Here is a 20,452-nt window from a genome sequence, read left to right on the forward strand (position 1 = left end):
TAAGAGACAGACCTTCCTGGCGACCTGTTTAACGGGATGCACCGGCAAATTTTCTGAAGGGTAGAAAATAAAAGTTAAAACTTTTAAAACTATCCTCAAAAAAGTATTGTTTTTCTAATTTTACCAGTTATAATATTTCTGTACCGCTCATTGTGAACAACGGATAGGATAGGCAACTGTACAGACCGGACCAGCGTAGCGAGAAAACATAGAGAATAGGGGATTACCGAATTGAACAACCACAAACTTTTCTTGGCAGCAAGCACTGCCATCGTCGCAGTAGCGGCTGTAGCAACACCCGTACATGCAGAAGAAGCAAGCCATCCTTTCACCGATGTCGGTGAGCGCTATACAGAAGCAGTGAGCTTCCTGTATGAATACGAAATCATCAAAGGTAAAACGGCTACACAGTTCGGCACTTCGCAGCAATTGACGCGCGGAGATGCAGCAGTCATTTTGGCAAATGCCATCGGTGCCGATACTGAAACAGCACCGGATGCCGGCTTTACCGATTTGAACACCCGTGTCAAAGGCGCAGTCAACGGCCTGGCGGAACTCGGAATCGTTTCCGGTGTGACGGCTACACAATTCAAACCGAACGACATCCTGACACGCGGCGCGATGGCGAAGTTTTTGGTCACAGCGTTCGAATTGCAGGAATTTGAAGAAGAAACGCCATTCACCGACGTAGGCGGCGTCTTTGCTCCGTATATCGGTGCCCTTTACGGCACGGAAATCACGACGGGGAAAACCGCTACTTCGTACGGAACTTATAGCAACATCACTCGCGGAGAATTTGCGAACCTCCTCTACAATACGTTCATGTTCATGTTTGAATCATTCTATTACCCGGAAGTCCTGAAGGCCGAAATGGTGAACAGCAAATCGTTCAAAGTGACGTTGACCGAAGCTGTACCGTCTGAATTCAAAGCGCAGGACATTGCAGATTCGTTCTACTACTCGATCCGTTTTGACAACGGCGATGAAACTGAATTTGTGCCGACGACTGCTTCGTTTTCAGCAGACCGCACGACCGTGACATTCAATATCGGCAGCATGGATCTGACCGGCAAATCCGGCCACATCATCGTTGACGATTGGGAAAAAGAAATGATCATCCCATTCAATTATCTTCCGGTTGAACCGCCGGTCGTTGAAGAACCGGCAACCGAAGAGCCGGTTGCGCCAACCGAAACACCTGTAACTGTTCAATAATTACCAGGCCGTTTGTGGATCTTCCGACGGCTGGATCTTCCAAACGAAAAAGAGAGCCAAACGGCTCTCTTTTTTTGTGTTTCCGACCGGATTTCCGGCTGCAGCTTTGGAATTATGAGGATGGTCAGGCTGGCGCCATGACAACAACGATATAGCTGATGTCTTTGTCAAAGTCCCAATCGACAAAGATTTCCTGTACCTCGCGCGCCAGCACATCTGCCAGGCCAGCTTTATACAGCAGGGACCGTTCGAGCGGGCGCTTGGTCAACCTAAGGGTTTCCATATGGCCGTTTTCGATCAACGCTTTTTCGATGCCCACCAGGATTTTGCGCCGCTCTATGAGCAAGGTGCGGTCGCTGAGCCAGAAGCTGCTGACTTTTCCAGGCTTTTTTTCTGCGTTTTCACTTGCCTGCACCACTTTGTTTTCCACTTCTTCGCGGTTTATCCCGGCTGGCCATTCGAAATCCGCTCCTTCCGTTTCTTCATCCAGCACACCGACAAACATGCCGGACTCATGCTCCAAGTTCCAGTCCGCAAAGAAATCCAAGATGTCTAAGCCCGCCATGCGGCGCAGTTGCTCCATGATTTCTTTCTTCATGTCATCCAGAATCAGGTCCCGTGTCTTTAGGACCCGCTCCCATTCCCCTTGCCGCAGGAGCAGCTGTTCCATTGGGGAGTTCAAGCCGCGGCAATGGATTGTGATGAACGGAGCTTTCAAGGTCACGTAGACGGAAGACGGCCCTTTTCCGAAATGGCTCCGCAAGACGTTTGAGATATAGCCGCTGATTTCTGTTTCCGTGGTTCTTTCCATTGTCATGCTTATTCCCCGTTTCTTTTTGCGACCATGTTCCGATGTCAGTGGGAATCGGCATTGTGCAATCCTTAGTTTCCCTCAGTATAGACTTCTGTCCGGCCGTTGGCTACCCAAGGCGGTCCGGTAAAAAGTTGAATGGAAAAGGAAAAAGATGGATGGCGTCGAATACTATGAAAAGAGAAACCAGGAAATGAGGAAAGTGAATGAAAAAATGGCGTTATGCAGCGGCCGGGTTGATTGGAATAGGACTTCTAGCAACTGGGTCTATCTTCGCTGACAAAGAGGACCATCTGAATCGGGTGGATGTCTTTACGGAAGGCGAACCTGAGGAGCGGGTCATTGCGGATGAGGAAACACTGGCCATCTACCGGGACGTACTGGCGGACATCGACTGGGAGACAGGCAACGCAAAAGATGTCTTAGATGCGGACTACACCGCGGTTTTGTTTAATGAACTCGAGAAAAACATGCCGGAGCGGCTTTTCGAGCACCGGATCGCTTTTGCTGAGGACGGCACGGCAGAGATTGAAAGCAATAATGAAGAAGAAGGATACGGAGTGCTGAATGCCGCGTCTGCTGAAACCCTGCAGACTCTCTTTCGCGCGCAAAACTGAAGCAAAAGGCCAAAAGGCCGCTCCTTTCGTGTAGAATCAGAGATAAGGTGACTCACGAATGAACGTTCAAAGGAGGATATACGATGCAGGTAGCTTCAACTATTCAAATCGGCGAAGTCATTGCGGCAGTCGCGGTTTTCGGCCTGATGGTCAGCGTACCGTTGATCCTGGTATTCGCAGTATACAAATTCAGCAAGCGCAGCGGCAAATAGGAGGCAGAAATGGATTACATACAAACAATGCGCCGGTTGATCGGCAATGAATTGCTGATGACGGTCGGCTGCGGCATCATAATAGAACGCGACGGGCACATCCTGCTCCAGCACCGGAAAGACCGGGACGTCTGGGGGATTCCGGGAGGCGCCATGGAACCCGGTGAGACCTTCCTCGAGACCGCAAAGCGGGAAACCTTCGAAGAGACGGGCCTGACGGTCGGAGACTTGACGCTTTTCGGACTTTATTCCGGTGCTGAAGGCTTTGCCGAATACCAAAACGGCGACCGGGTCTTCAGCGTCCAGCTCGTTTTCCACACCGCCCAGTTCTCCGGCAGTCTGCTTCAAGACGCCGAAGAAAGCCATGCCCACCGCTTTTTCCCGAAGCACGCCCTGCCGGCGCTCAATGCGCACCAGGCTCGCTTTATCCATGATTGGGCGAACGGGGCGGCGCGGCCAGTCATCAAGTGAAAAGGAGGCAAAGAATGGAGAAATGGAAGACGCGCCAGAGTGAATACCTGTATAAGACGCCGTTTGGCAATATGCGCAAAGAAGCGTGCGAGCTGCCGGACGGCCAGCTGATCTCCCCCTTCTACATCAACGAGTTTGAAGATTGGGTCAATGCGGTTGTGCTGACCAAAGACAAAGAACTCATTTTGGTCGAACAATACCGCCACGGCGGCGGGGAGTTCTACTTCGAGGTCCCCGCTGGGAAGCTTGAAGCAGGGGAAACCGGTGAAGAAGGCATACTCCGGGAAGTGCTGGAAGAGACCGGCTACACGTCGCTTGCGCCTCCGGTCCTGCTTGGCGACTTTATGGTCAATCCGGCAGTCCAGACCAATAAAATCAAGACCTATTTGCTGGTGGATGCATTCAAGGCACAAGATCCCGCATTGGATGCAACCGAGGAGCTTGAAATTGCCCTATTCGGATTCGCCGGCTTCGGCAGCCAGCTGCAAAGCGGAACAGTAAAGACGCAGCTGTTCACAGCCGCTGCTTATTATATGGCGAAAGACTATCTCCAGGAAAATTAGATTCTGGCGCCTTAGCGTAATAATGGCCACTTATTTACCCTCTATTAGAACGAACCGCTCCTGAAAAAGGCGGTTCGTTTTTTCTTTTTAAATAGGAGTTTTTAGTCAGGCTTAAAAAGCCAAACGACGGATAGAATTCTTTTGTTTTTGCTGCTTGGGAAAGGAAGGAAATCAAGCGTCCACCCCGAATTATAAAAGGCAAATGCTTGAATGCGGACAGAAGCTGAAAAGTGAGAGGGGTGAAAAAAATGGAAATTCAACGAATTGACCACGTGAGCATCAACGTAGCGGATCTGCAAGTGGCAAAAGCGTTCTTTCTTGAATTCGGGCTGAATGTGATCGGGGAATGGGAGATGGACGGGGAGCTGTTGGAAAATATCGTAGCGCTCCCGGACGCCAAAGTGGCATGTGCCGCACTGGGAACAAGAGACGGTGAAGTATGGATCGAGCTGGTCCATTACGAAACACCGAAAGATGAAAGGGGCATTTCGGAACCGTTTGCCAATACGCTAGGCATCGGGCACATTGCTTTTACGGTGGATGACATCGAGGCAGTGGTGGCGAGATTGAAAAAGAACGGAACGGAGGTGCTTAGCGAAATCCAAAACTATAAAGGGCAATACAAGCTGGTCTATTGCAGAGGACCGGAAGGAATCATCCTTGAGCTGGCGGAGAAACTTACCTAGAAAGCGACACGAAAGATTTAAGCGGTTTAATTATAAACTAAAAGCCCGGCAGCGGATGTAGTGTACCGCTGCCGGGCTTTTTAGGGGTCTTCGGTAATTTATTAAAGCCATTTAAAGTTTCGTGTTTACTATTTACTTAATAATATTTAACGTTAAAATTAATTTTAACGTTAAACGAAATTTAGGATTGAACCGATGCTAAAGAATAGGAATATCCGCAATTTGTTGTTCGGAAGGTTGGTTTCGACTTCCGGCGATAGCCTGTACCAGGTGGCTGTCATCTGGTATATCTTTGAACTGAGCCAGGATGCGTTCTATACCGGGCTCGCTGCTGCAATCGTCATGATCCCGAAATGCCTCAATTTCCTTTTAGGGCCGGTGATTGACAGCCTGAACAAACTGCAGGTGCTGGTTTATGCGCAGTATGGCCAGTTTCTCCTGATGGCAGCCATTCCGGTGAGCATCTATTTCCGTGTGGATTCGCTTACGCTCGTGCTGACAGTCCTGTTCCTGGTTTCGTTCCTGGAGAATTTCCAAGGAACGGCCGAAATCGCGGTTGTTCCCAAACTCGTGCAGGTTGGCCAGCGAGGGCATTTCAACTCCTTTGCCGGCAGCTCCCAGCAAATCATCGATCTTCTCATGAAAGCAGGGTTCGCCGGGGCGATCCTTCTGGTCGGTGTCGGCCCGATTTTTCTCTACAATGCGTTGACGTATCTCGGAGCAGCGCTTTTCTTCAGCCTGCTGCGGGGAGGCGGATTTGAAGCGAACTTTCGCCCGACAAGTTCACGTGGAGCATATGCCGCAAGCCTGAAAGAGGGATTCAAGTACTTTTTCACCACCAAAATCGCATTGATCTGCCTGCCTTTTCTCATTGCCAATTTCTCGTTCGGAATGACCAATGCGATTTTGCCTGTTTATGCGGCGGAGCGGGGCGGAAGTGAATTGTACGGCTACCTGATACTCGGCATCACCGCGGGGAACTTGCTGGGGTCGATGCTGGTTGTCAAAGTCCTGAAATACCCTCTTGGCCGCTTGATGATTGTGTTGCCGCTTTTGTCGTTCGTCATGTGGGCCTGGTCGGTCGTTGCCGGTAGCGTATGGCAGTCGGTGATATTGCTCGGGCTGGCGTTCATTCCGTTTGGCATGATGAGCATTTTGCTGATTACGTTTTTGCAGACCTCCATTGACGAGGACATGTTGGCGCGGGTTTCATCGATCATTGACAGCATCCTCGTTACTGCAATGCCGCTCGGCGCGGTCCTCGGCGGTGCATTCGCGCAGACAGTCGGCGCAGGGGGCATTATGCTCGCGGGCAGCTTCGGCCTTGCCGTAATTGCCGGTTACTTTCTGTTCAATAAAACCATCCGTTCGCTGCCGGCAGTGGAAACATCCGGACTGCAAGGGGAATAGAAAACAGGTGCCGAGCAATCACTCGGCACCTGTTGGATTTTTCTCGTATGTCAGCAAGGAGAAGGTGTATTCTTTGGAATCCTCTTCGTTCCCGCTCCGTTCGCTGATGATCTGGCGGATCGCCTCATTGGCCCGCACCCACTCATCCGGCGTCAGAAACGCGCTCGTCTCCGTATACATTGCACGGGAATGGTCCTGGTTCTGATGGTTCTCCAGATCCTCTTTTAAAAGATTAACCCCTTTGTTAACCGACATCAGAATCAGTGGCAATAAAAAATCAATGTTCTTTCCGGCAAGTTCTCCTTCAAACTGCATCACATCGTTCGCTCCGAAAAGATGATGGGAGGAATAGTATTTCTCAATCAGATTGCCGACTTGCTTTTCTTCCTGCACCACTAAAAGACCGGTTGACAGCAGTTTCTGGACCGGATAGTACAGCCGCGACGGCTTGTCGTCCAATTCCGCCGCAACGTCTTTGACGGTTTTCGGCGTCTTTTTCACCGCCTGCAGGATTGCTTCCATCTTCGGGTCAAAGACCATCTTCATCATATCCAGGTTGGTTGCCATTGTATCGCCTCGCTTATCCCGTTTGATTTTATTTTAACGCATGGGAATTTTTTTACCAAAGATTTATTTTTTCAAGAAGCTCTTGGATAGGTGAATGGTAATATTAGGGATAAGCAGGAAGTATCGCAGCGGAAAGTGGATCTGGCCACGGGCACAAAAGCTCTATGCTTGGTTTTACGGGTTGATGGGTGCCTACATAAAGGCCTTCGGCAAGGTGTAGACCGTTTTGCTGAGATGCCCCCAGACACCGTTCAATTCCTGCTCATCGACGATTTTCCACGGATTGAAGAACGTTTGCCCGTTCTTGTTGAAGTACAGGCCGCCTCCGAGGCAGTAGGAGGCATGTTGCACCACACCTTTTTTATTGCACCAGACGGCAATATCCCCGCGGTCCGGCGCTTTGTTGCTTTGGACAAATCCCAGCCGCTGCACGCTGTTCCAGAACGTTTCGGGGTGCACCCATTCGCCGGCAATCCAGTCTTGCCTGGAGGCGGCGAACAACGCAGCAGACAGGCAATTGCCGCCATGGCTGCTGCTGTAGCGATTGGCGAACGCTTTTAGGTGCTTGGGTGCGTTTTGTGGCAGGGCGTAACTTTCCGGACGATCCCACAGCAACAGGTATTCCTTCAAAAAGCGTTCTTTTGCTCCGGTGCTTAAGCGCTGCCACATTGCATGCTGCACAACAGCGTAAGAGAAGCCGTCTACTTCTACGGTATAGTCCGCCGGGGCGTCCGGCAACATTTCCAACGGGAAGACCAGTCCTCTGTCTGCGCGTACTTGCCGTTCAAAGAGTCGCTGTTTTTTAGCCGCGTCCAAGCGCTCGATCCATTCCGGCGGTGCGACAATGACATGGCTCAGTCCGCTCGCAATATTCCAGTACAGGTAGCTGTTGGCGAGCTGCAGGCGCTTGTATTCGCCGTGGGCCATAAACTCTTTGATCGGCACGACAAGCACAGCTGTCAGCTCGATTTTGAAGGAAGCCAATTCGTTTTCTTCCACAAAAAACAATTCATGGTGGGGCACGAACATTTCCATCCACGTTCTCAGTTGCTGTTTGGTTGGCGCAATGGTTAGTTTCACAGGTCATCTGCTCCTAAATGCGTAGTGTGGATGGACTTTTCATCCCGGTATTAAGTAAATGATATCCAAATCTAAACCATATTACAAACGAACCCGGAGCTTTAATTTAGTTGCCGGGAGAAGGAGGCAGGTGTATGAAAAACAAATATCCTTTATTCGCCACCGCGGTATTCCTGCTGCTGGTGATCGGAGCGGGTTTCCTCAGAGGCGGTCAAGGGCATTCCACGGAAACCGTGACCATCCGCGGCACCGCCTTTTCCGAAACGGGTGAGACGCTCACCGTGGAGCGGGAAGAAGACGTCGCGCTCATCGTCAGGGCATTCGAAAGGGCGGAGCGTACAGAAGGTGCGGTGAAGGGCATCGGCAACAACCTGACGTTCACCTTCCACCAAGAGAATGGCGAAACAATCGAGTACCCGGTATGGAAAGGGACAGACAGCGCGAGTTTCCAGGATCCGGCGCAAAAGACCGAGACCGAACAGGGAGACGTCCGTTATGCCATAGCGGAAGAAGAATGGGAGCGGATGCTCCGATTGCTTGAACCGCGTTAAGAAAAGGGAAGGAGGGAAGGCATGAAGAAAATCATATGCGGCATTGTTGCGTTCATGGCTCTATTTGTATTCTTACACGCAACCCCTGAACACGCGCTGCGGACCAATGTCTTGACGATGGGGTATCCGGTATCAGCCTTCACTTCGGAAATCAGTGAAGGGCCTTTTCATCATGAAAAGGACAGTCGGGAGTTTGCAGGCGGGCGCGGAAAAGTACTGATCATGGAAAGACCGCCTTTTGAGCGGGCAACGGAGAGCGACTTGCGGCAGTTTCTCGTAGTGAAACGGGGATGGTTGCACTTTGCCTCCTATTATGGGGATGTGTAGGCATTCGCTTGGAAAAAGCAAAAAAACCAGCCGTAGAAAAACGGCTGGTTCTCAAATGTCCAGTCTTGCTGAAATTATTAATACGCGGTCCAGCCGCCGTCTGCTGTCACGACTTGGCCGTTGACGAAGCTGGCGTCGTTTGAACCGAGGAAAATCGCCAATTTCGCAATTTCTTCCGGCTGTCCGACGCGTGGGTTGATCGCCATGCCGAGCTGCTGGCGGTTCATGCCCGCTTCGCTGATATTGCTCATCGTGTTGCCGATGTTCGTCATCACAGCGCCAGGGGCAATGCCGTTGCAGCGGATATTCTTATCGGCATACATAAACGCCGTGTTTTTCGTTAATCCTACCACCGCGTGCTTCGAAGCCGTATAGGCCGCACCGGAACGGGCACCGTAAAGCCCGCCTGCTGAGATGTTATTGATGATGACGCCATGGCCCTGTTCAAGGAAAAGGGCGGTCGCGATGCGCATCGTCCGCATGACAGCCGTCGTATTCACCGCAAACACCTTGTCCCAGCGCTCATCGGAAATTTCGCCGACCGGCTCCATGCCGTCCATAATGCCTGCGTTGTTGATCAAGACATCAAGCTTGCCGTATGCCTGTTTGGTTTCTTCGAATAAACGCTCCAAATCCTCGGTAGACGTGACATTCGTCTGCACAGCAATTGCTTCGCCGCCATTTGTTTTGATGCCGTCAGCAACTGCTTTGGCGCCTTCTAGGTTCATATCCGACACGACAACTTTCGCGCCTTCTTGTGCATAGCTTTCCGCAATGGCCTTGCCCATGCCTGATGCTGCCCCTGTCACGATCGCTACTTTTCCTTCGAATTTCATCAATGAAAACCTCCTGCAAGTTATTGAACAACTGTATAATAAAATTATAATCTGGTTCGGCGAGCGCTTACAACCGACAAAAAAATCCGTTTTGTTCATTACCCGACATTTTCTGAGTATTTGTTCAATAAGAGGAGGCAAAAGATGAAAACCGACCTGCGCATCCTGAAAACCAAAGAAGCCCTGCATGAAAGCTTGATCTTCTTGCTGAAGGAGCGGCCGCTTGACGCCATTTCCATCACCGAGCTCTGCCAGACGGCGAAGATCAACCGGGGCACGTTCTACCAGCATTACGGGAAAGTCGAGGACCTGTTCGAAGAATATTTCAAGGAAATCATGAAAGACCTGGAGGAATCCTATCAGGAGCCGTACCGGCACGCGAGCCGCCTTGAAGCCAACCGGCTCAATCCGGCGACGATCCGCATTTTCCATCACATCGAGAAATACAAGAAGTTCTACTTGATCGTGTTTTCGAAAAATGTGCCGCTCGCGTATTATTACCTATTATTCGACGAGATTAACGGGCTCATGAGACGGGATTTCATTTCACAGGGTACGGACGGTGGAGCGGACATCGACATGCTGAGTGCATACCAGTCAAATGCGATCCTCGGCATGGTGATCCAATGGCACCGGGAAGCGTTCCAAAAAAGCGCCGCCGACATGAACGAACAGCTGGTCAAAATTCTGAAGATCCGGCTGAGCAAATGATGCGGCTGTAATCCGTTGATTCAGCATAAGAAAACTCTCTTATGAGCGTGTCATAAGAGAGTTTTCTGTCAAGGAGCGGGAGCGGTGCAAATACGGCGGTAAGCGCCGGGCGTTGTGCCTTCGGACTTCTTAAACGCCTGCTGAAAATGCGTGCCGCTTTTATACCCCGTACGTTGGGCAATCTCAGCTACCGGCAATGCCGTGGTTTCGAGCAGCCGCTTGGCGATATGGAGGCGGCACTGGATAACGTACTGAATCGGGCTATGGCCAATATGTTCTTTGAACTGGCGCGCCAGGTAGTATTTGCTCAAGCCAATTTCCGCCGACAGCTCTTCAAGCGTCAGTTCCCGGTGACAGTTTTCTTCAATAAAATGCCGTGCCATCCGCATGTGCTGTGCCGCATCCGGAGCGGATTGGAGACTTGGACGCAAATTGCGGCCGAGCACTTCCAGGAACAGCGACAAATAGAGCCGGACCGTTGCTTCTTTATTCGGGTGGCTGCTGCTGTTTTCAGCTAGGATGTCGTCAAGGATGGACAGGAGTTTCGGGAATTCCCGCAGCTTATGCACCGGTGCGAGTGCGGCAGGCCGGACGTGTCCAATCGGCAAAGCGTCTATAAGTGCGCCGCTGCAGCACAGCGACAGAGCGGAAAATGGGGGAGCGGCGGCTTCTTCGTGCCAGTCGCCGGCATTAAGAAGAACAATCGACCCTGCGCCAGCCGTATAGGTTTTATTGTTGATGGTGAACCGGCCGCGCCCTTCGGTGATCAGCAGCAATTCCGCCGTTTCAGCGTGCTGGTGGAGCGGTTTTCGGTAGGTTTTCCCGTGTAGGATATGTAGGGTTCTGGCAGAATAAAAAAGGGGATAGATGTCCATGGCGTCGTCTCATTTCCGGTTCGGATAATCCTTATTATAGCAAGAATCCATAGTTTTTCTGGGAAAAATCCGTATTATGCCACAATATATTTGATTCTTGAGCAAGAATTAATAAGTGTCGATGGAATAGGAGTGGCGAAATTAAGAAATTATTGCCCAATACGTTTTCTTGGAGAGGGAGCGGAGGAGAAGAAAACACTTGTGGTGTCTTTTTCCAATAAGCTTTATAATGACGTAAAATGAGGACAACACTCTCACAAACCGAAAGGATGTAGATTATGGCTAAAGAATGCTGGATCAATCTGCCGGTCAAAGATATTTCGAAATCAAAGGAATTTTTCAAAGCATTGGGGTTCAGGCTCAACGAACGGTTTGCGGACAGCGATACCGTGGCTGGCGTCGTCATTGGCGGCCACAATTCGATGATTATGCTTTTTCCGGTGGAGACATTCGAAGGATTCATCAATGCCAAAATCGCTGATACGCAAGCGGGCACGGAGATGCTGATTTCGATTTCTGTAGAAGACCGCGACGAAGTCCAGGAATTAATTCATAAAGCGGCAAACGCAGGCGGAATCGTGTATGCAGAGCCTGGTGAAAGAAATGGCATGTACGGAGCCGGATTTTGTGATTTGGATGGACATCGCTGGAATTTGCTGGTGATGTGAGATTCACCGCAAGTTGAATCATTGTATGAGACACAACAAACGTCAGCTGCAGGATTCATCGTCAATGAACACTAAGAACATTTCAGTGAGACAAAAAAGTTTGCCGGCTCAGCGAATAATTCCAGCGGGATGAAATCATTATTAACTAAAGACTGGTTAAAACGCTGTAAAACGCAGCAAAACCGCTGAATAGCAAAAAGTCCGAAAAACCGCAAAAATAGCCGAAAAAAGCTGTTTCGTCTCACTGTCTTAAGTATACTTGTTAAATGAAACACAACTTCCGATAATTTATATTATGTTAACTAAAATATATTTTGAATAGAAGAGGCCTTTTCCTTTGGGCCTCTTCTTCTGTCTTCAGGCTTAACCCTTGCGTCGCCTGGACATGCCGATGGCGAACTTCCGGAATCCGAATGGCTCGTAATACGCTTCCAGGCTTTCCGTACACATCAGCTGAGCAATGACCCGGTGTGCGTCGCATTTTGCAAGCAGCCGTTCCATCAATCCGGTGCCGAGGCGCAAGTTCTGATAGTCCGGGTCAACGCCGAGTCCGCAGATGACGCCTGTGACGACGCCGTCTGATACAATCCGGCCTGTTCCAACCAATCGATTTTTCTGGTACGCATATACCACGTGCCAGCTTTGCCGGCACATCGCTTCCAGCTGTTTTGCTGTCAGCTCGAGTGAATTCCAGCCCAGCGCCTCATACAATGCCAATAGCCCTTCAAAGTCCTCCGGATGCTTGTCTGTATAACGTATAGCTGCTCTTTCAGGCATTTGCATGCTCCACAGCCAATTTGGCGTCCCAGCGCTCCTCGAGCACTTCAGACGGCGTCCAGTCGCTGTTCGGTTTTTGCTCTGTAACGCGGAATCCGTAGGTGCTGTACAAATAACGCGCTGTTTCCAGAATGTTGACGGTCCAAAGGAACACATGCCGGTACTGCTGTTCCTTGCAGAACGCCATCGCGGTATCCATCAGCCGTTTGCCGATGCCGAGCCCCTGGAACCGTTCAGCGAGGATAAACCAGCGCAATTGAGCCGTATCGTCGGCTGATTTGGTGATGGCAATCGATCCGGCGATCTCGCCGTCCACTTCCGCAATCCACAATTCGCCGCCTTCGTGCTCGGCCATGAATTCTGTCAAGCCTTTCAGCACATAATATTCGAAGAGTTCGCTAAACTGGTAGGTTTCGGCGTACAGCGTTCCGTGCAGATGCGCGATGAAACCGAGATCGCCGGGTCCATAAGGGCGGATGGTTACGTGTGCGGAATTCTGCTTGGTGTTTGACAACAATTGCTGGATTGTTGCCATTGCAGCGGTCAACTCGTTTAGTTTAGGTGGTTCCAGTGATTCGACCAGTTTGCTGACGCCTTTCGTTGCTTTTTGGACCAATTCGTTGTGGACGGTTTGGCCGTCTGGCGTCAATAGGAGCCCGTATTGGCGTTTGTCTTTGGCCGACTGCTGTCTCACAATCAAGTGGTCTTCTTCAAACTTCTGGAGGATCCGGCTCATATGGCCCCGGTCAATGCCGAGCTTTTCCCGTATTTCAGTGGCTGTTGCGCCTCTTTGCGTCTCAATTTCCGACAGCACGCGCGCTTCGGTCAATGGAAATGCCGGGCTGTAGATTTCCTGGTCGATCTTGCCGAGCAAATTGGCATAGAACCGGTTAAATTTGCGGATCTGTTCGATTTGGCACTGTTCCTGCATGTATGTACACCCCTTTAATTATCAGAACTTTTCTATAATTCGACCTTACCTCATTTAGTTGACAAAATCAACTAAATATAAAAAATAAAACCACCTGTCTGAAGTGGTTTTAATCGGGCTCAGGACAAGTCGCCGTCCTTGATGTCCCGTACGGCCTGGATGGCCAGACGCACCAGCAGGATAACGCATAGAAACAGCCCGGTATAGGCCGCAATATTCAAGTAGACGGCGTACACTGTATCGATGAATTGGGCGATGGCCAGCAACGCGGACGAAATGATGCCGAACGTGATGCCAGTCATCAGCAAAATGAATCGTGAAAACAGCAAAGTGACGTAGCGGGCATTCGCTTTGTCTGAGAAAATGTCGTGGTGCAGCACCACCCGCCCGCCTTCGATCCGCCGCACAAGATGTTCGACGCGCCTCGGAATTTTCTTCAGTTCCGGCAGGAGCAGCGCTACTTCCTCTTCGAGGCGTTCTTTGGCGGCGCGCGGTTCGCGGAACGGGCGCGTCAGTGAATCCCGTTTGAACTTTTTCGCAAATTGTTTGGCATCTGTGAACATATCGAATGTCGGGTCGATCGTCCGCAGCGTGCCGTCAAGCGTAATCAGCGACCGGAGCGCGGTCCCGACCGACGGATAGAACGACAGCCCGAAATCGCGCACGACATCAAACAACGCATGGATCAGTTCGTCCGTCGGGATGCGGTCGACATACGAGACCTTCAGGAGGATCTGCCCGATGGCCTGCTGCATTTTCGGCCGGTCGATGTCTTTCGTGTCTTCGATCAAGCTCGTGATGGCGTCATAAATCATCTCCGGATCGTTTTGCTGGACCCCGATGACAAATTGCGCGAGCGCTTCCTGTTGGGGTTGTGCCAATCGGCCGACTGCCCCGAAATCAAGCAGCACCGGCACCCCGTCCTGCCCGTCGATAAAGACATTGCCCGGATGCGGATCGGCATGGAAGATGCCGCTGAAGAGCATTTGCTCCAGCAGTGAAAACAGCACCGTTTTCGCGAACTCTTTCGGATCTACGCCGAACTGCTCGAAAATCTCCGGCCCTTTGGAAACACTCTTCCCCCGGAAAAACTCCAGGACAATCAGGTTCTTGTTGCTGTATTCCCGGTAAACGCGCGGCACTTTCACCTCGTACGGGCTTTTTTCCAGGATGTTCGCGATTTGGATCGTATTGCGGATCTCGATTTCAAAATCGATTTCTTCCCGCAAGCCGTTCGCAAAGCCGATGGCCAGCTGGCGGAAGCCGATGCTTGCTGCCCATGTCGATTTTTCCGTGACCCACTCGGCAAATTGGACGAGGATGTCCAGGTCGTCGCGCATGATCGTGGTGATATCCGGCCGGAGCAATTTCACGACGACTTCAGCGCCGTTTTTGCGAAGGACAGCCCGGTGCACCTGACCGATGGACCCGGCAGCGAGCGGCTCGATGTTGAACGAAGAAAAGGCTTCTTCAAATGAGCCCGGCAGCGATTTGCTCAGCACGAACTGCACTTTTTCAAGAGAGAGCGGTTCGACATTCTGCTGCAGCTTCCCAAGTTCTTCGATGAATGCAGGATGCAGAAGATCGGCGCGCGTGGAGAGCGCCTGGCCGAACTTGATGAAAATCCCGCCGCTTTGTTCAAGTGTCCGGCGCAACGCGATGGCGAGGTCGCGCTCGTTTTCCCGGTGGCGGGCATAATGGATCGTCGTCGAGATGCCGTTTTTCATGGCGATTTCGAGCACGTGGCTGAGGCGTTTTTGCCGGCGGAAATTATGCCGGAGCCGGAGGAAAATGGATTTGTGCGCGCTTTTTTGCCGCCGTGTGGTAAAAGTCTGGGTATCGAACAGTTCCAGGAACAAAAAGAACAGCATGGAAATCATCAGCATGCTGCCGATCCAGATGACTGTGCTCGCATCTGTCACGGCCGACAGGAACCCTTCGTTGAAATAATCGGTGAACCGCAGATATGAGTACCAGTAGACGAGCGTCGTCAAGCCGACCCCGAAAATGACCGAGAACAGCCGTTTCATGACATGGATCCGGTTGCCGATTAACCGGCCGCTGACATAAAAGATGAAAATTGCTATGACGAACATCTCCACGAAAATGCGTAGGTAAATCATCCGCCCACTTCCTTTTAGCCAAAATAAATAAAGTTTGAATAATCTTTCTACTTTCAGTATAGCAAAGTTATTCCCATAGAAACGCCCGGAGGAGAAGAAGGAAAAGAAAAAGCCTTTTGCGGGCGCAAAAGGCTCATACGGGAAGTTCGTAATACGGTTCGTGCTGCAGGGTATCATCAAACCATTTCATGCCGATGGACCGAAACCCTGTCTTCTCCAGAATGCGAAGCGAGCCCTGATTGGCCGGATCGGCTGATGCATGGACCAGATGGGTGTTTGGGTGCTGCCGGGCCAGTCCGATGCATGCACTGACCGCTTCAGTAGCATAGCCCTTGCCCCAGCTGTTCCGGGAAAAATGATAGATCAATTCCGCACGGCCGTCGCTTTCCGTTATGTTGAATCCTGCAGCGCCGATTACTTCCCCAGTGCTTTTTTCCACGACAGCGTAAACGGACAGCCCTTTTTCCAGCTGGCATTTCCGGTATCCGTCGAGCACTTGCGGCAAGGCGGAATGGGGCGTTGCGCCGCCTGAGGCTTTCATCACTTCTTCATCGCCCCAAAAATCACGCGCGGCATGTGCATCTTCCGGCGTAAATACCTTTAACACAAGACGCGCTGTTTCAGCTACGTTGTCTCTGCTTTCAGCCCCTCTGTCCGGGCGGCCTTCCTGGAGAATGGAATTGATGACATGCAGCGAGTCCCATTCCCCTTCTGAAAAAGCAATGATGGGATAAGCGCCGGGCAGAAGACGGTCCCTGATTTCCAAAGCGGATAATCCCTTTTGCGCGAGATCAATCGTTGCCTCGGTCAAATTTTCGAGATTTTCAAGCTTGGCTTGGAGCATGTCGCGTCCATTCGGTAAATATCCGGCATGGCTGCAATAAAGCGAACGGAAATCCGTGGCCAGAAGTTTATTCAGCGACTCCCTGATTTCAGGCACCGATTCGGTCGCCATCATGACCTTGGTTTTCGGGGAAACAAACAGATCCCCGGAAAACAGCTGGCCGGTCGCTTCATTGTAAAAAGCGGTGTGGTCGCCGGCATGCCCGGGCGTATAGATCACCTTCCAAGTATGGTGCCGGGACTGGACAATTTTCGGGAGCGGGAGCGGTGAGAAGGCTATGCGGCCGCCCCATGTCTGTTGCCGGTATTTGGGATATTCCCCGGGCAGCCGGCAAAGCGCCACACCGTTCTGGTGGACGAAGATCGGTTTTTGCAGATGTTCTTCGATCCAGGCGGCCGTTCCGGTATGGTCTTCATGGTTGTGGGTCAATACAACCTGGTCAAATCCATACTTTTTGTAGAATGGTATTAGGCTTTCCTGCATTTTTTCCGCCCCCGTATCGATGAGCATGCCATCGACCCAGTAAACAAACACTTTGCGCCCTTGGCCGAGCGTGCCTTCTGCGCAAATCACTTCTTCCTGTTCATAGATGTTCAGCATGAATTTCTCTCCTTCTCAGAGCCGCTTTTGCCCGGATCCGCTGCTGATTGCTGCAGGTCTTCGGCAAGCCGGCCAATCCGGTGATAGAGATCCGTTTCCCATGTTTCGTAAGGAACGAACCTTTGCGCTTTCTGGGCATCGAGTGTCCGCGATTGCATGTGCGGCCGGGTGATCCAGTGGGCGATGGTTTCCGGGGCCAATTCGGCAAACACCGCTTCTTTGATTTCCTCCGGCTGGGGCTTGAGCGTTCCGCTTATGTATTGCGCTTTGAAGACGACAGAAAGAATATGCAGGCTGGCATTATAATAAACACCCGTGATGCCAAGCGGCCGGATCCTGATTCCGGTTTCTTCAAACACTTCCCGTTCGACCGATTGGTCCAGTGCTTCCCCTTCCTCGACTTGGCCGCCCGGCAATTCAAAAGTATCCGGCCTGAAGTGTGTTTTAACAAGCAGAACCTGGCCTTTTTCATTTTCAACATACGCTGAAGTGGCAACGATGTGTTTCGGATGCTGATTTTCCACGGACGATTCCCCCTATGCTTAAATCCATCTTACTAATCTCTGTCGGACTTGTCATTGGGTATAAGCAGAACCGGAAGAACTTATTAAATGAAGGATTTTTATTATTCTCTCCCCTCGTGATCTTTGATAAAATGCTCTTTGGCTGTTATTTTCTTGTTACGGTTTGGTTTTTTAAGATGTATCTTTATGTAGTTTTCTACATGTACTTTTGCAATTAAAAAAAGAAGGCCAAAGCCTTCTCTTAACCGCCGTATATAGTGGCTCCCGCAATCAAGACGATGAACAGCAGCACAATGCCAAATATGACGAGCCCGAAAATGACGGCCGGAATCATCAGGGTGAAAAACCCTTTCCAGGCAGAAAACCGGTGTGCTTCCCCGATTGCTTTGCTGTGGATGATGATGCTCCAGATCGCAATGATCATTGCGCCCACTCCATACAGGACGGCTCCCGCAATCGCTCCCCCACCCGGTTGCGATGCTGCGAACGGATCTGCAAAATAGGTATCAGGGGAAACCAAGATCCACAGGATCAGCAGCGGTGCGAGCCAAATATAAGGGATCATGGCCGCCCCCGTAGTTTTGAACAAGTCCATATATGTGCCGGTGCCTTTAAATAATTTGCCCACCACCAGATAAAGTGCTGCAATGACGGCAGCGCTCGCCAGGCTGATCACTGGAAACAGCAGCAATGCCCCGAGCAAGATCAGCCACGTCGGGATCGAATCGTTCAGGCCTGAGCTTTGCATCCCCATTAAGCCGCTGCCTATGCCTGCAAGAAGGATCAACGCGATGGCGTATCCGGCCGATTTTGCATCAATTACATACCGCACGGCTTTTCTCGTCTGCAGCCAGATCGCTGTAAACGGATTGACCTTTTCGGCCATGTGTTTTTCTGTGATTTCTTTCATTTCATTTCCCTCTCTTTCTTTCTAATATGGTATACGGAACCGTGACGGAATGGTTTCGTCCATTCTTTTATTTTTTCAAATGATGGAATTTACGCAGCGCATTTTCCCATTCTGGCGTTCTTCCCGACTCCATAGCATGGAGCAGTTCATGGAAGACCGGCTGGAGGCCGTAAAATTGCCGCACCTGGCTGAAAAGTTCCATTTGCTGTGTACCCCCGTAAAAGCGCAGGACCTGCCGAGTGAAACGGGGACCGCACGCCCAGTAGATTCCCGCAAAATCGAATGCCGGATCTCCGATATGGGCATCAGTGAAATCGATGATGCCGGTGACTTCCCCTCCCTGGCAGATAATGTTCGAAGCAGTCAGGTCGCCGTGGAGAAGGCATTTCCCCACTTCTTCATTGTAAGAAGCGAGAAATTCCGAAAAGACCGTCTGCACTGCAAGTTGGTCCGGCACAGACAACTTTGGAAGCAGTTTGTTTTCAACCCTTTGGCGGAATTCTTCCCAATAAGCCTTGTTTCGTTGGCCGGCCAAACCGGCTGGCGGCTCGATGCCATGCAATTGCCGTAGAAAGAGCCCCAGTTTCCGGGCATTTTCTTCTGTCTGTTCTTGTACATTCCCGCTGAACGCCGCGCCCTCGATAAATTCATAGCTGACACATACGAGGCTTCCATCTGAGCCGTACCATGGCTGGTAGGCTGGAACTTTCAAGACTGGCTCCCCTGATTTTCTCAGCCCTTCCAGTACGCCGATTTCAGCCGCCACCCGTTTTTGGACTTCACTGTTTTTAGGAAAACGGAATGCCCAGCGGCCGTCGGCGATATACAAATCGTTGTCCCATCCGCCGGTTTCCCGTTGGATATCAGGATTTTGCGCGGCGATCCCTGTTCGCCGGATAAAGTCGATGTGCTTTTCCATCTCGCTTCCTTTCTTGTTGCCGGTTTTGATTTTTGGTATTAATACCTTATGTAATAACATACATTTATTATAGGAGGCCGTGCCGGCCTCTTTATCGAACACTGCCACCAAGAGCCGCTCCGGTTTTGCACCCTTTTTCAAGTGTGGTTTTCGGATGGCCTGCTGTTTTTCCCCGCTGCCGGACCTGAACTGTCCTGCCGGCCGCTTGAACCTTTCATCGCTTCTTTCTCCACCAGGTCCATGAAATCCCCTACGGTCGCCTGGTTGTTTTTCGGTCCGGCCATCTTCAGCATGGACTTGCCGATAAAATTGATGCCTTCATTCGACCCGCGGTAAATGAAGCGCGTCTGCCCTTCGCTTATTTTCAGCAGCGTGAACGATAGGTGGACATCAAACATTTTAGCCAGCACAAAATGCAGGCGCTTGTGTTTCCGGTCAATCGCATCTTCATAGGCCAGGGTCTCGACAATGTAGGTTTCCAGGCGCTTGCCTTCCCGGTACGTCTGCTCGTGTTTCGCCCCCACTTCGTCCTGCCGTTTTTCTATAAGCACGTGCTTTTCCAATTTCGGCATGATCCGACGGATTTCTTCGTCCTTGAACAAGTTCCAGACGGTCTCGATATCTGCATCGATCACCCGCTGTTCATTCCATTCGATCATTTTTCGGCTCCCCCTTCCCGCTAATCGACCCTTCGCCTTGCTCTTGAAGCTTCATGGCTTCTTCGCTAACCCGCTCCATGAATGCGCGGATGGTCTCCTGCCGCACTTTTTTGCTGCCTGCAAGCAGCATCATCTTCGCTGAGGCGGTCACGCCTTTATTCGACCCCGCATAGATGAAGCGGGTTTTTCCTTCTTCCAGCTTTTCAAGCGTAAACGAGTAGACGACGGAAATCGAAGCGTTCATCAAAAAACTGGTTGTACGCTGCTTCCGCTCCGGCGTGTCTTCAAACGCGAGCGTTTCGACAACATAGGTCATCAGCTGGCTGCCTTGCAGGAAACTTTGGGCGTGCTTTGCGCCCGCTTCGTCGTCCGTCCCTTCAACCAGCACATGGTCCTCGAGCTTCGGGAAGATTTTCTTCATGTTGCGGTCGAGGAATAGTGCCCACACCGTTTCAATCTCTGCGTTGATGACCGTTTCCTCTCGCCATTTCACCATTTTGCCCCCTCCTTTCTTCCGGCTTTCCGATTATCGATCGTTTATCTGAGGCGGTTTGATTTCCCGAAC

General features: G+C 51.1%; 24 protein-coding genes and 1 pseudogene. 11 read left to right on the top strand and 14 right to left on the bottom strand.

All coding sequences use genetic code 11. The features are described 5' to 3' along the window. The first annotated feature begins 231 nt into the window (after positions 1-231). Positions 232-1,215 carry an S-layer homology domain-containing protein gene (locus ACTL32_RS08970; protein WP_441341117.1) on the top strand — a complete coding sequence of 328 codons (984 nt, stop codon included), beginning with the start codon at positions 232-234 and terminating at the stop codon, positions 1,213-1,215. A gap of 124 nt (positions 1,216-1,339) precedes the next feature. Here ACTL32_RS08970 and ACTL32_RS08975 read toward each other — a convergent pair whose 3' ends face one another. Continuing rightward, positions 1,340-2,032: a Na-translocating system protein MpsC family protein gene (locus tag ACTL32_RS08975; RefSeq protein ID WP_441341118.1), complete on the bottom strand. Its 693-nt coding sequence runs from the start codon at positions 2,030-2,032 to the stop codon at positions 1,340-1,342. Positions 2,033-2,232: 200 nt separating this feature from the next. On the opposite strand from ACTL32_RS08975, the gene ACTL32_RS08980 reads away from it, so the two are divergent. The 6 genes from ACTL32_RS08980 to ACTL32_RS09005 all read left to right on the top strand — a co-directional run bounded on the left by ACTL32_RS08980 (position 2,233) and on the right by ACTL32_RS09005 (position 5,985). After that, positions 2,233-2,643 carry a hypothetical protein gene (locus tag ACTL32_RS08980; RefSeq protein ID WP_441341119.1) on the top strand — a complete coding sequence of 137 codons (411 nt, stop codon included), beginning with the start codon at positions 2,233-2,235 and terminating at the stop codon, positions 2,641-2,643. Positions 2,644-2,726: 83 nt separating this feature from the next. Then, entirely contained in the window at positions 2,727-2,855 is a 129-nt protein-coding gene (locus ACTL32_RS08985) for a hypothetical protein (protein WP_441341120.1), read from the top strand. A gap of 9 nt (positions 2,856-2,864) precedes the next feature. After that, on the top strand, positions 2,865-3,326 hold the full coding sequence (locus ACTL32_RS08990; RefSeq protein ID WP_441341121.1) for an NUDIX hydrolase: 462 nt from the start codon (positions 2,865-2,867) through the stop codon (positions 3,324-3,326). Positions 3,327-3,340: 14 nt separating this feature from the next. Beyond that, positions 3,341-3,889 (top strand): NUDIX hydrolase, encoded by a 549-nt coding sequence (locus ACTL32_RS08995; protein ID WP_441341122.1) that lies wholly within the window; start codon positions 3,341-3,343, stop codon positions 3,887-3,889. 248 nt (positions 3,890-4,137) lie between these two features. Continuing rightward, positions 4,138-4,575: a VOC family protein gene (locus tag ACTL32_RS09000; protein WP_441341123.1), complete on the top strand. Its 438-nt coding sequence runs from the start codon at positions 4,138-4,140 to the stop codon at positions 4,573-4,575. 195 nt (positions 4,576-4,770) lie between these two features. Then, complete coding sequence (locus ACTL32_RS09005; protein WP_441341124.1) at positions 4,771-5,985, top strand: MFS transporter; 1,215 nt, start codon at positions 4,771-4,773, stop codon at positions 5,983-5,985. Between the two features lie 18 nt (positions 5,986-6,003). Here the strand turns inward: ACTL32_RS09005 and ACTL32_RS09010 are convergent, their stop codons facing one another. Together ACTL32_RS09010 and ACTL32_RS09015 are read right to left on the bottom strand one after the other, a co-directional pair. Beyond that, entirely contained in the window at positions 6,004-6,552 is a 549-nt protein-coding gene (locus ACTL32_RS09010) for an ArsR family transcriptional regulator (RefSeq protein ID WP_441341125.1), read from the bottom strand. Positions 6,553-6,744: 192 nt separating this feature from the next. Further along, the gene (locus tag ACTL32_RS09015) at positions 6,745-7,632 is read right to left on the bottom strand and encodes a hypothetical protein (RefSeq protein WP_441341126.1); all 888 of its coding nucleotides are present in this window, start codon (positions 7,630-7,632) and stop codon (positions 6,745-6,747) included. Between the two features lie 134 nt (positions 7,633-7,766). Between ACTL32_RS09015 and ACTL32_RS09020 the strand changes: the two genes are divergently transcribed. Together ACTL32_RS09020 and ACTL32_RS09025 are read left to right on the top strand one after the other, a co-directional pair. Further along, positions 7,767-8,183, top strand: coding sequence for a hypothetical protein (locus tag ACTL32_RS09020; RefSeq protein ID WP_441341127.1), 417 nt, complete (start codon positions 7,767-7,769; stop codon positions 8,181-8,183). 21 nt (positions 8,184-8,204) lie between these two features. Then, the gene (locus ACTL32_RS09025) at positions 8,205-8,510 is read left to right on the top strand and encodes a hypothetical protein (protein ID WP_441341128.1); all 306 of its coding nucleotides are present in this window, start codon (positions 8,205-8,207) and stop codon (positions 8,508-8,510) included. 77 nt (positions 8,511-8,587) lie between these two features. On the opposite strand, the gene ACTL32_RS09030 is transcribed toward ACTL32_RS09025, so the two are convergent. After that, complete coding sequence (locus ACTL32_RS09030) at positions 8,588-9,346, bottom strand: SDR family oxidoreductase (RefSeq protein ID WP_441341129.1); 759 nt, start codon at positions 9,344-9,346, stop codon at positions 8,588-8,590. A gap of 144 nt (positions 9,347-9,490) precedes the next feature. Here ACTL32_RS09030 and ACTL32_RS09035 point away from each other — a divergent pair, with 144 nt between their 5' ends. Next, complete coding sequence (locus ACTL32_RS09035) at positions 9,491-10,057, top strand: TetR/AcrR family transcriptional regulator (RefSeq protein WP_441341130.1); 567 nt, start codon at positions 9,491-9,493, stop codon at positions 10,055-10,057. A 68-nt stretch (positions 10,058-10,125) separates the two neighbouring features. On the opposite strand, the gene ACTL32_RS09040 is transcribed toward ACTL32_RS09035, so the two are convergent. Further along, positions 10,126-10,932: a helix-turn-helix domain-containing protein gene (locus tag ACTL32_RS09040; protein ID WP_441341131.1), complete on the bottom strand. Its 807-nt coding sequence runs from the start codon at positions 10,930-10,932 to the stop codon at positions 10,126-10,128. Positions 10,933-11,210: 278 nt separating this feature from the next. Here ACTL32_RS09040 and ACTL32_RS09045 point away from each other — a divergent pair, with 278 nt between their 5' ends. After that, positions 11,211-11,600 (top strand): VOC family protein, encoded by a 390-nt coding sequence (locus ACTL32_RS09045; protein WP_204890629.1) that lies wholly within the window; start codon positions 11,211-11,213, stop codon positions 11,598-11,600. A gap of 363 nt (positions 11,601-11,963) precedes the next feature. Here the strand turns inward: ACTL32_RS09045 and ACTL32_RS09050 are convergent, their stop codons facing one another. From ACTL32_RS09050 to ACTL32_RS09090, 9 genes and pseudogenes are all read right to left on the bottom strand, one after another. Next, positions 11,964-12,377: a GNAT family N-acetyltransferase gene (locus tag ACTL32_RS09050; protein WP_441341132.1), complete on the bottom strand. Its 414-nt coding sequence runs from the start codon at positions 12,375-12,377 to the stop codon at positions 11,964-11,966. After that, positions 12,370-13,308, bottom strand: coding sequence for a bifunctional helix-turn-helix transcriptional regulator/GNAT family N-acetyltransferase (locus ACTL32_RS09055; RefSeq protein WP_441341133.1), 939 nt, complete (start codon positions 13,306-13,308; stop codon positions 12,370-12,372). The genes ACTL32_RS09050 and ACTL32_RS09055 overlap by 8 nt, the downstream gene beginning before the upstream one ends. Before the next feature lie 119 nt (positions 13,309-13,427). Beyond that, positions 13,428-15,431: an ABC1 kinase family protein gene (locus ACTL32_RS09060; protein WP_441341134.1), complete on the bottom strand. Its 2,004-nt coding sequence runs from the start codon at positions 15,429-15,431 to the stop codon at positions 13,428-13,430. 133 nt (positions 15,432-15,564) lie between these two features. Then, a complete protein-coding gene (locus ACTL32_RS09065; RefSeq protein WP_441341135.1) occupies positions 15,565-16,875 on the bottom strand; it encodes a GNAT family N-acetyltransferase in 1,311 nt (436 codons plus the stop codon). A gap of 65 nt (positions 16,876-16,940) precedes the next feature. Next, positions 16,941-17,399 (bottom strand): annotated as a pseudogene (locus ACTL32_RS09070) (NUDIX domain-containing protein); the annotation flags it as partial. 241 nt (positions 17,400-17,640) lie between these two features. Beyond that, positions 17,641-18,309 carry a YIP1 family protein gene (locus ACTL32_RS09075; RefSeq protein ID WP_441341136.1) on the bottom strand — a complete coding sequence of 223 codons (669 nt, stop codon included), beginning with the start codon at positions 18,307-18,309 and terminating at the stop codon, positions 17,641-17,643. Between the two features lie 67 nt (positions 18,310-18,376). Then, positions 18,377-19,228 carry a phosphotransferase family protein gene (locus ACTL32_RS09080; protein WP_441341137.1) on the bottom strand — a complete coding sequence of 284 codons (852 nt, stop codon included), beginning with the start codon at positions 19,226-19,228 and terminating at the stop codon, positions 18,377-18,379. 137 nt (positions 19,229-19,365) lie between these two features. Then, entirely contained in the window at positions 19,366-19,887 is a 522-nt protein-coding gene (locus ACTL32_RS09085) for an SRPBCC family protein (protein WP_441341138.1), read from the bottom strand. Further along, complete coding sequence (locus ACTL32_RS09090) at positions 19,871-20,383, bottom strand: SRPBCC family protein (RefSeq protein ID WP_441341139.1); 513 nt, start codon at positions 20,381-20,383, stop codon at positions 19,871-19,873. Before ACTL32_RS09090 ends, ACTL32_RS09085 begins: the two co-directional genes overlap by 17 nt. Between the last annotated feature and the right edge of the window lie 69 nt (positions 20,384-20,452).

The sequence above is a fragment of the Planococcus sp. FY231025 genome, assembly GCF_052078085.1.
Classification (GTDB): Bacteria; Bacillota; Bacilli; order Bacillales_A; family Planococcaceae; genus Planococcus.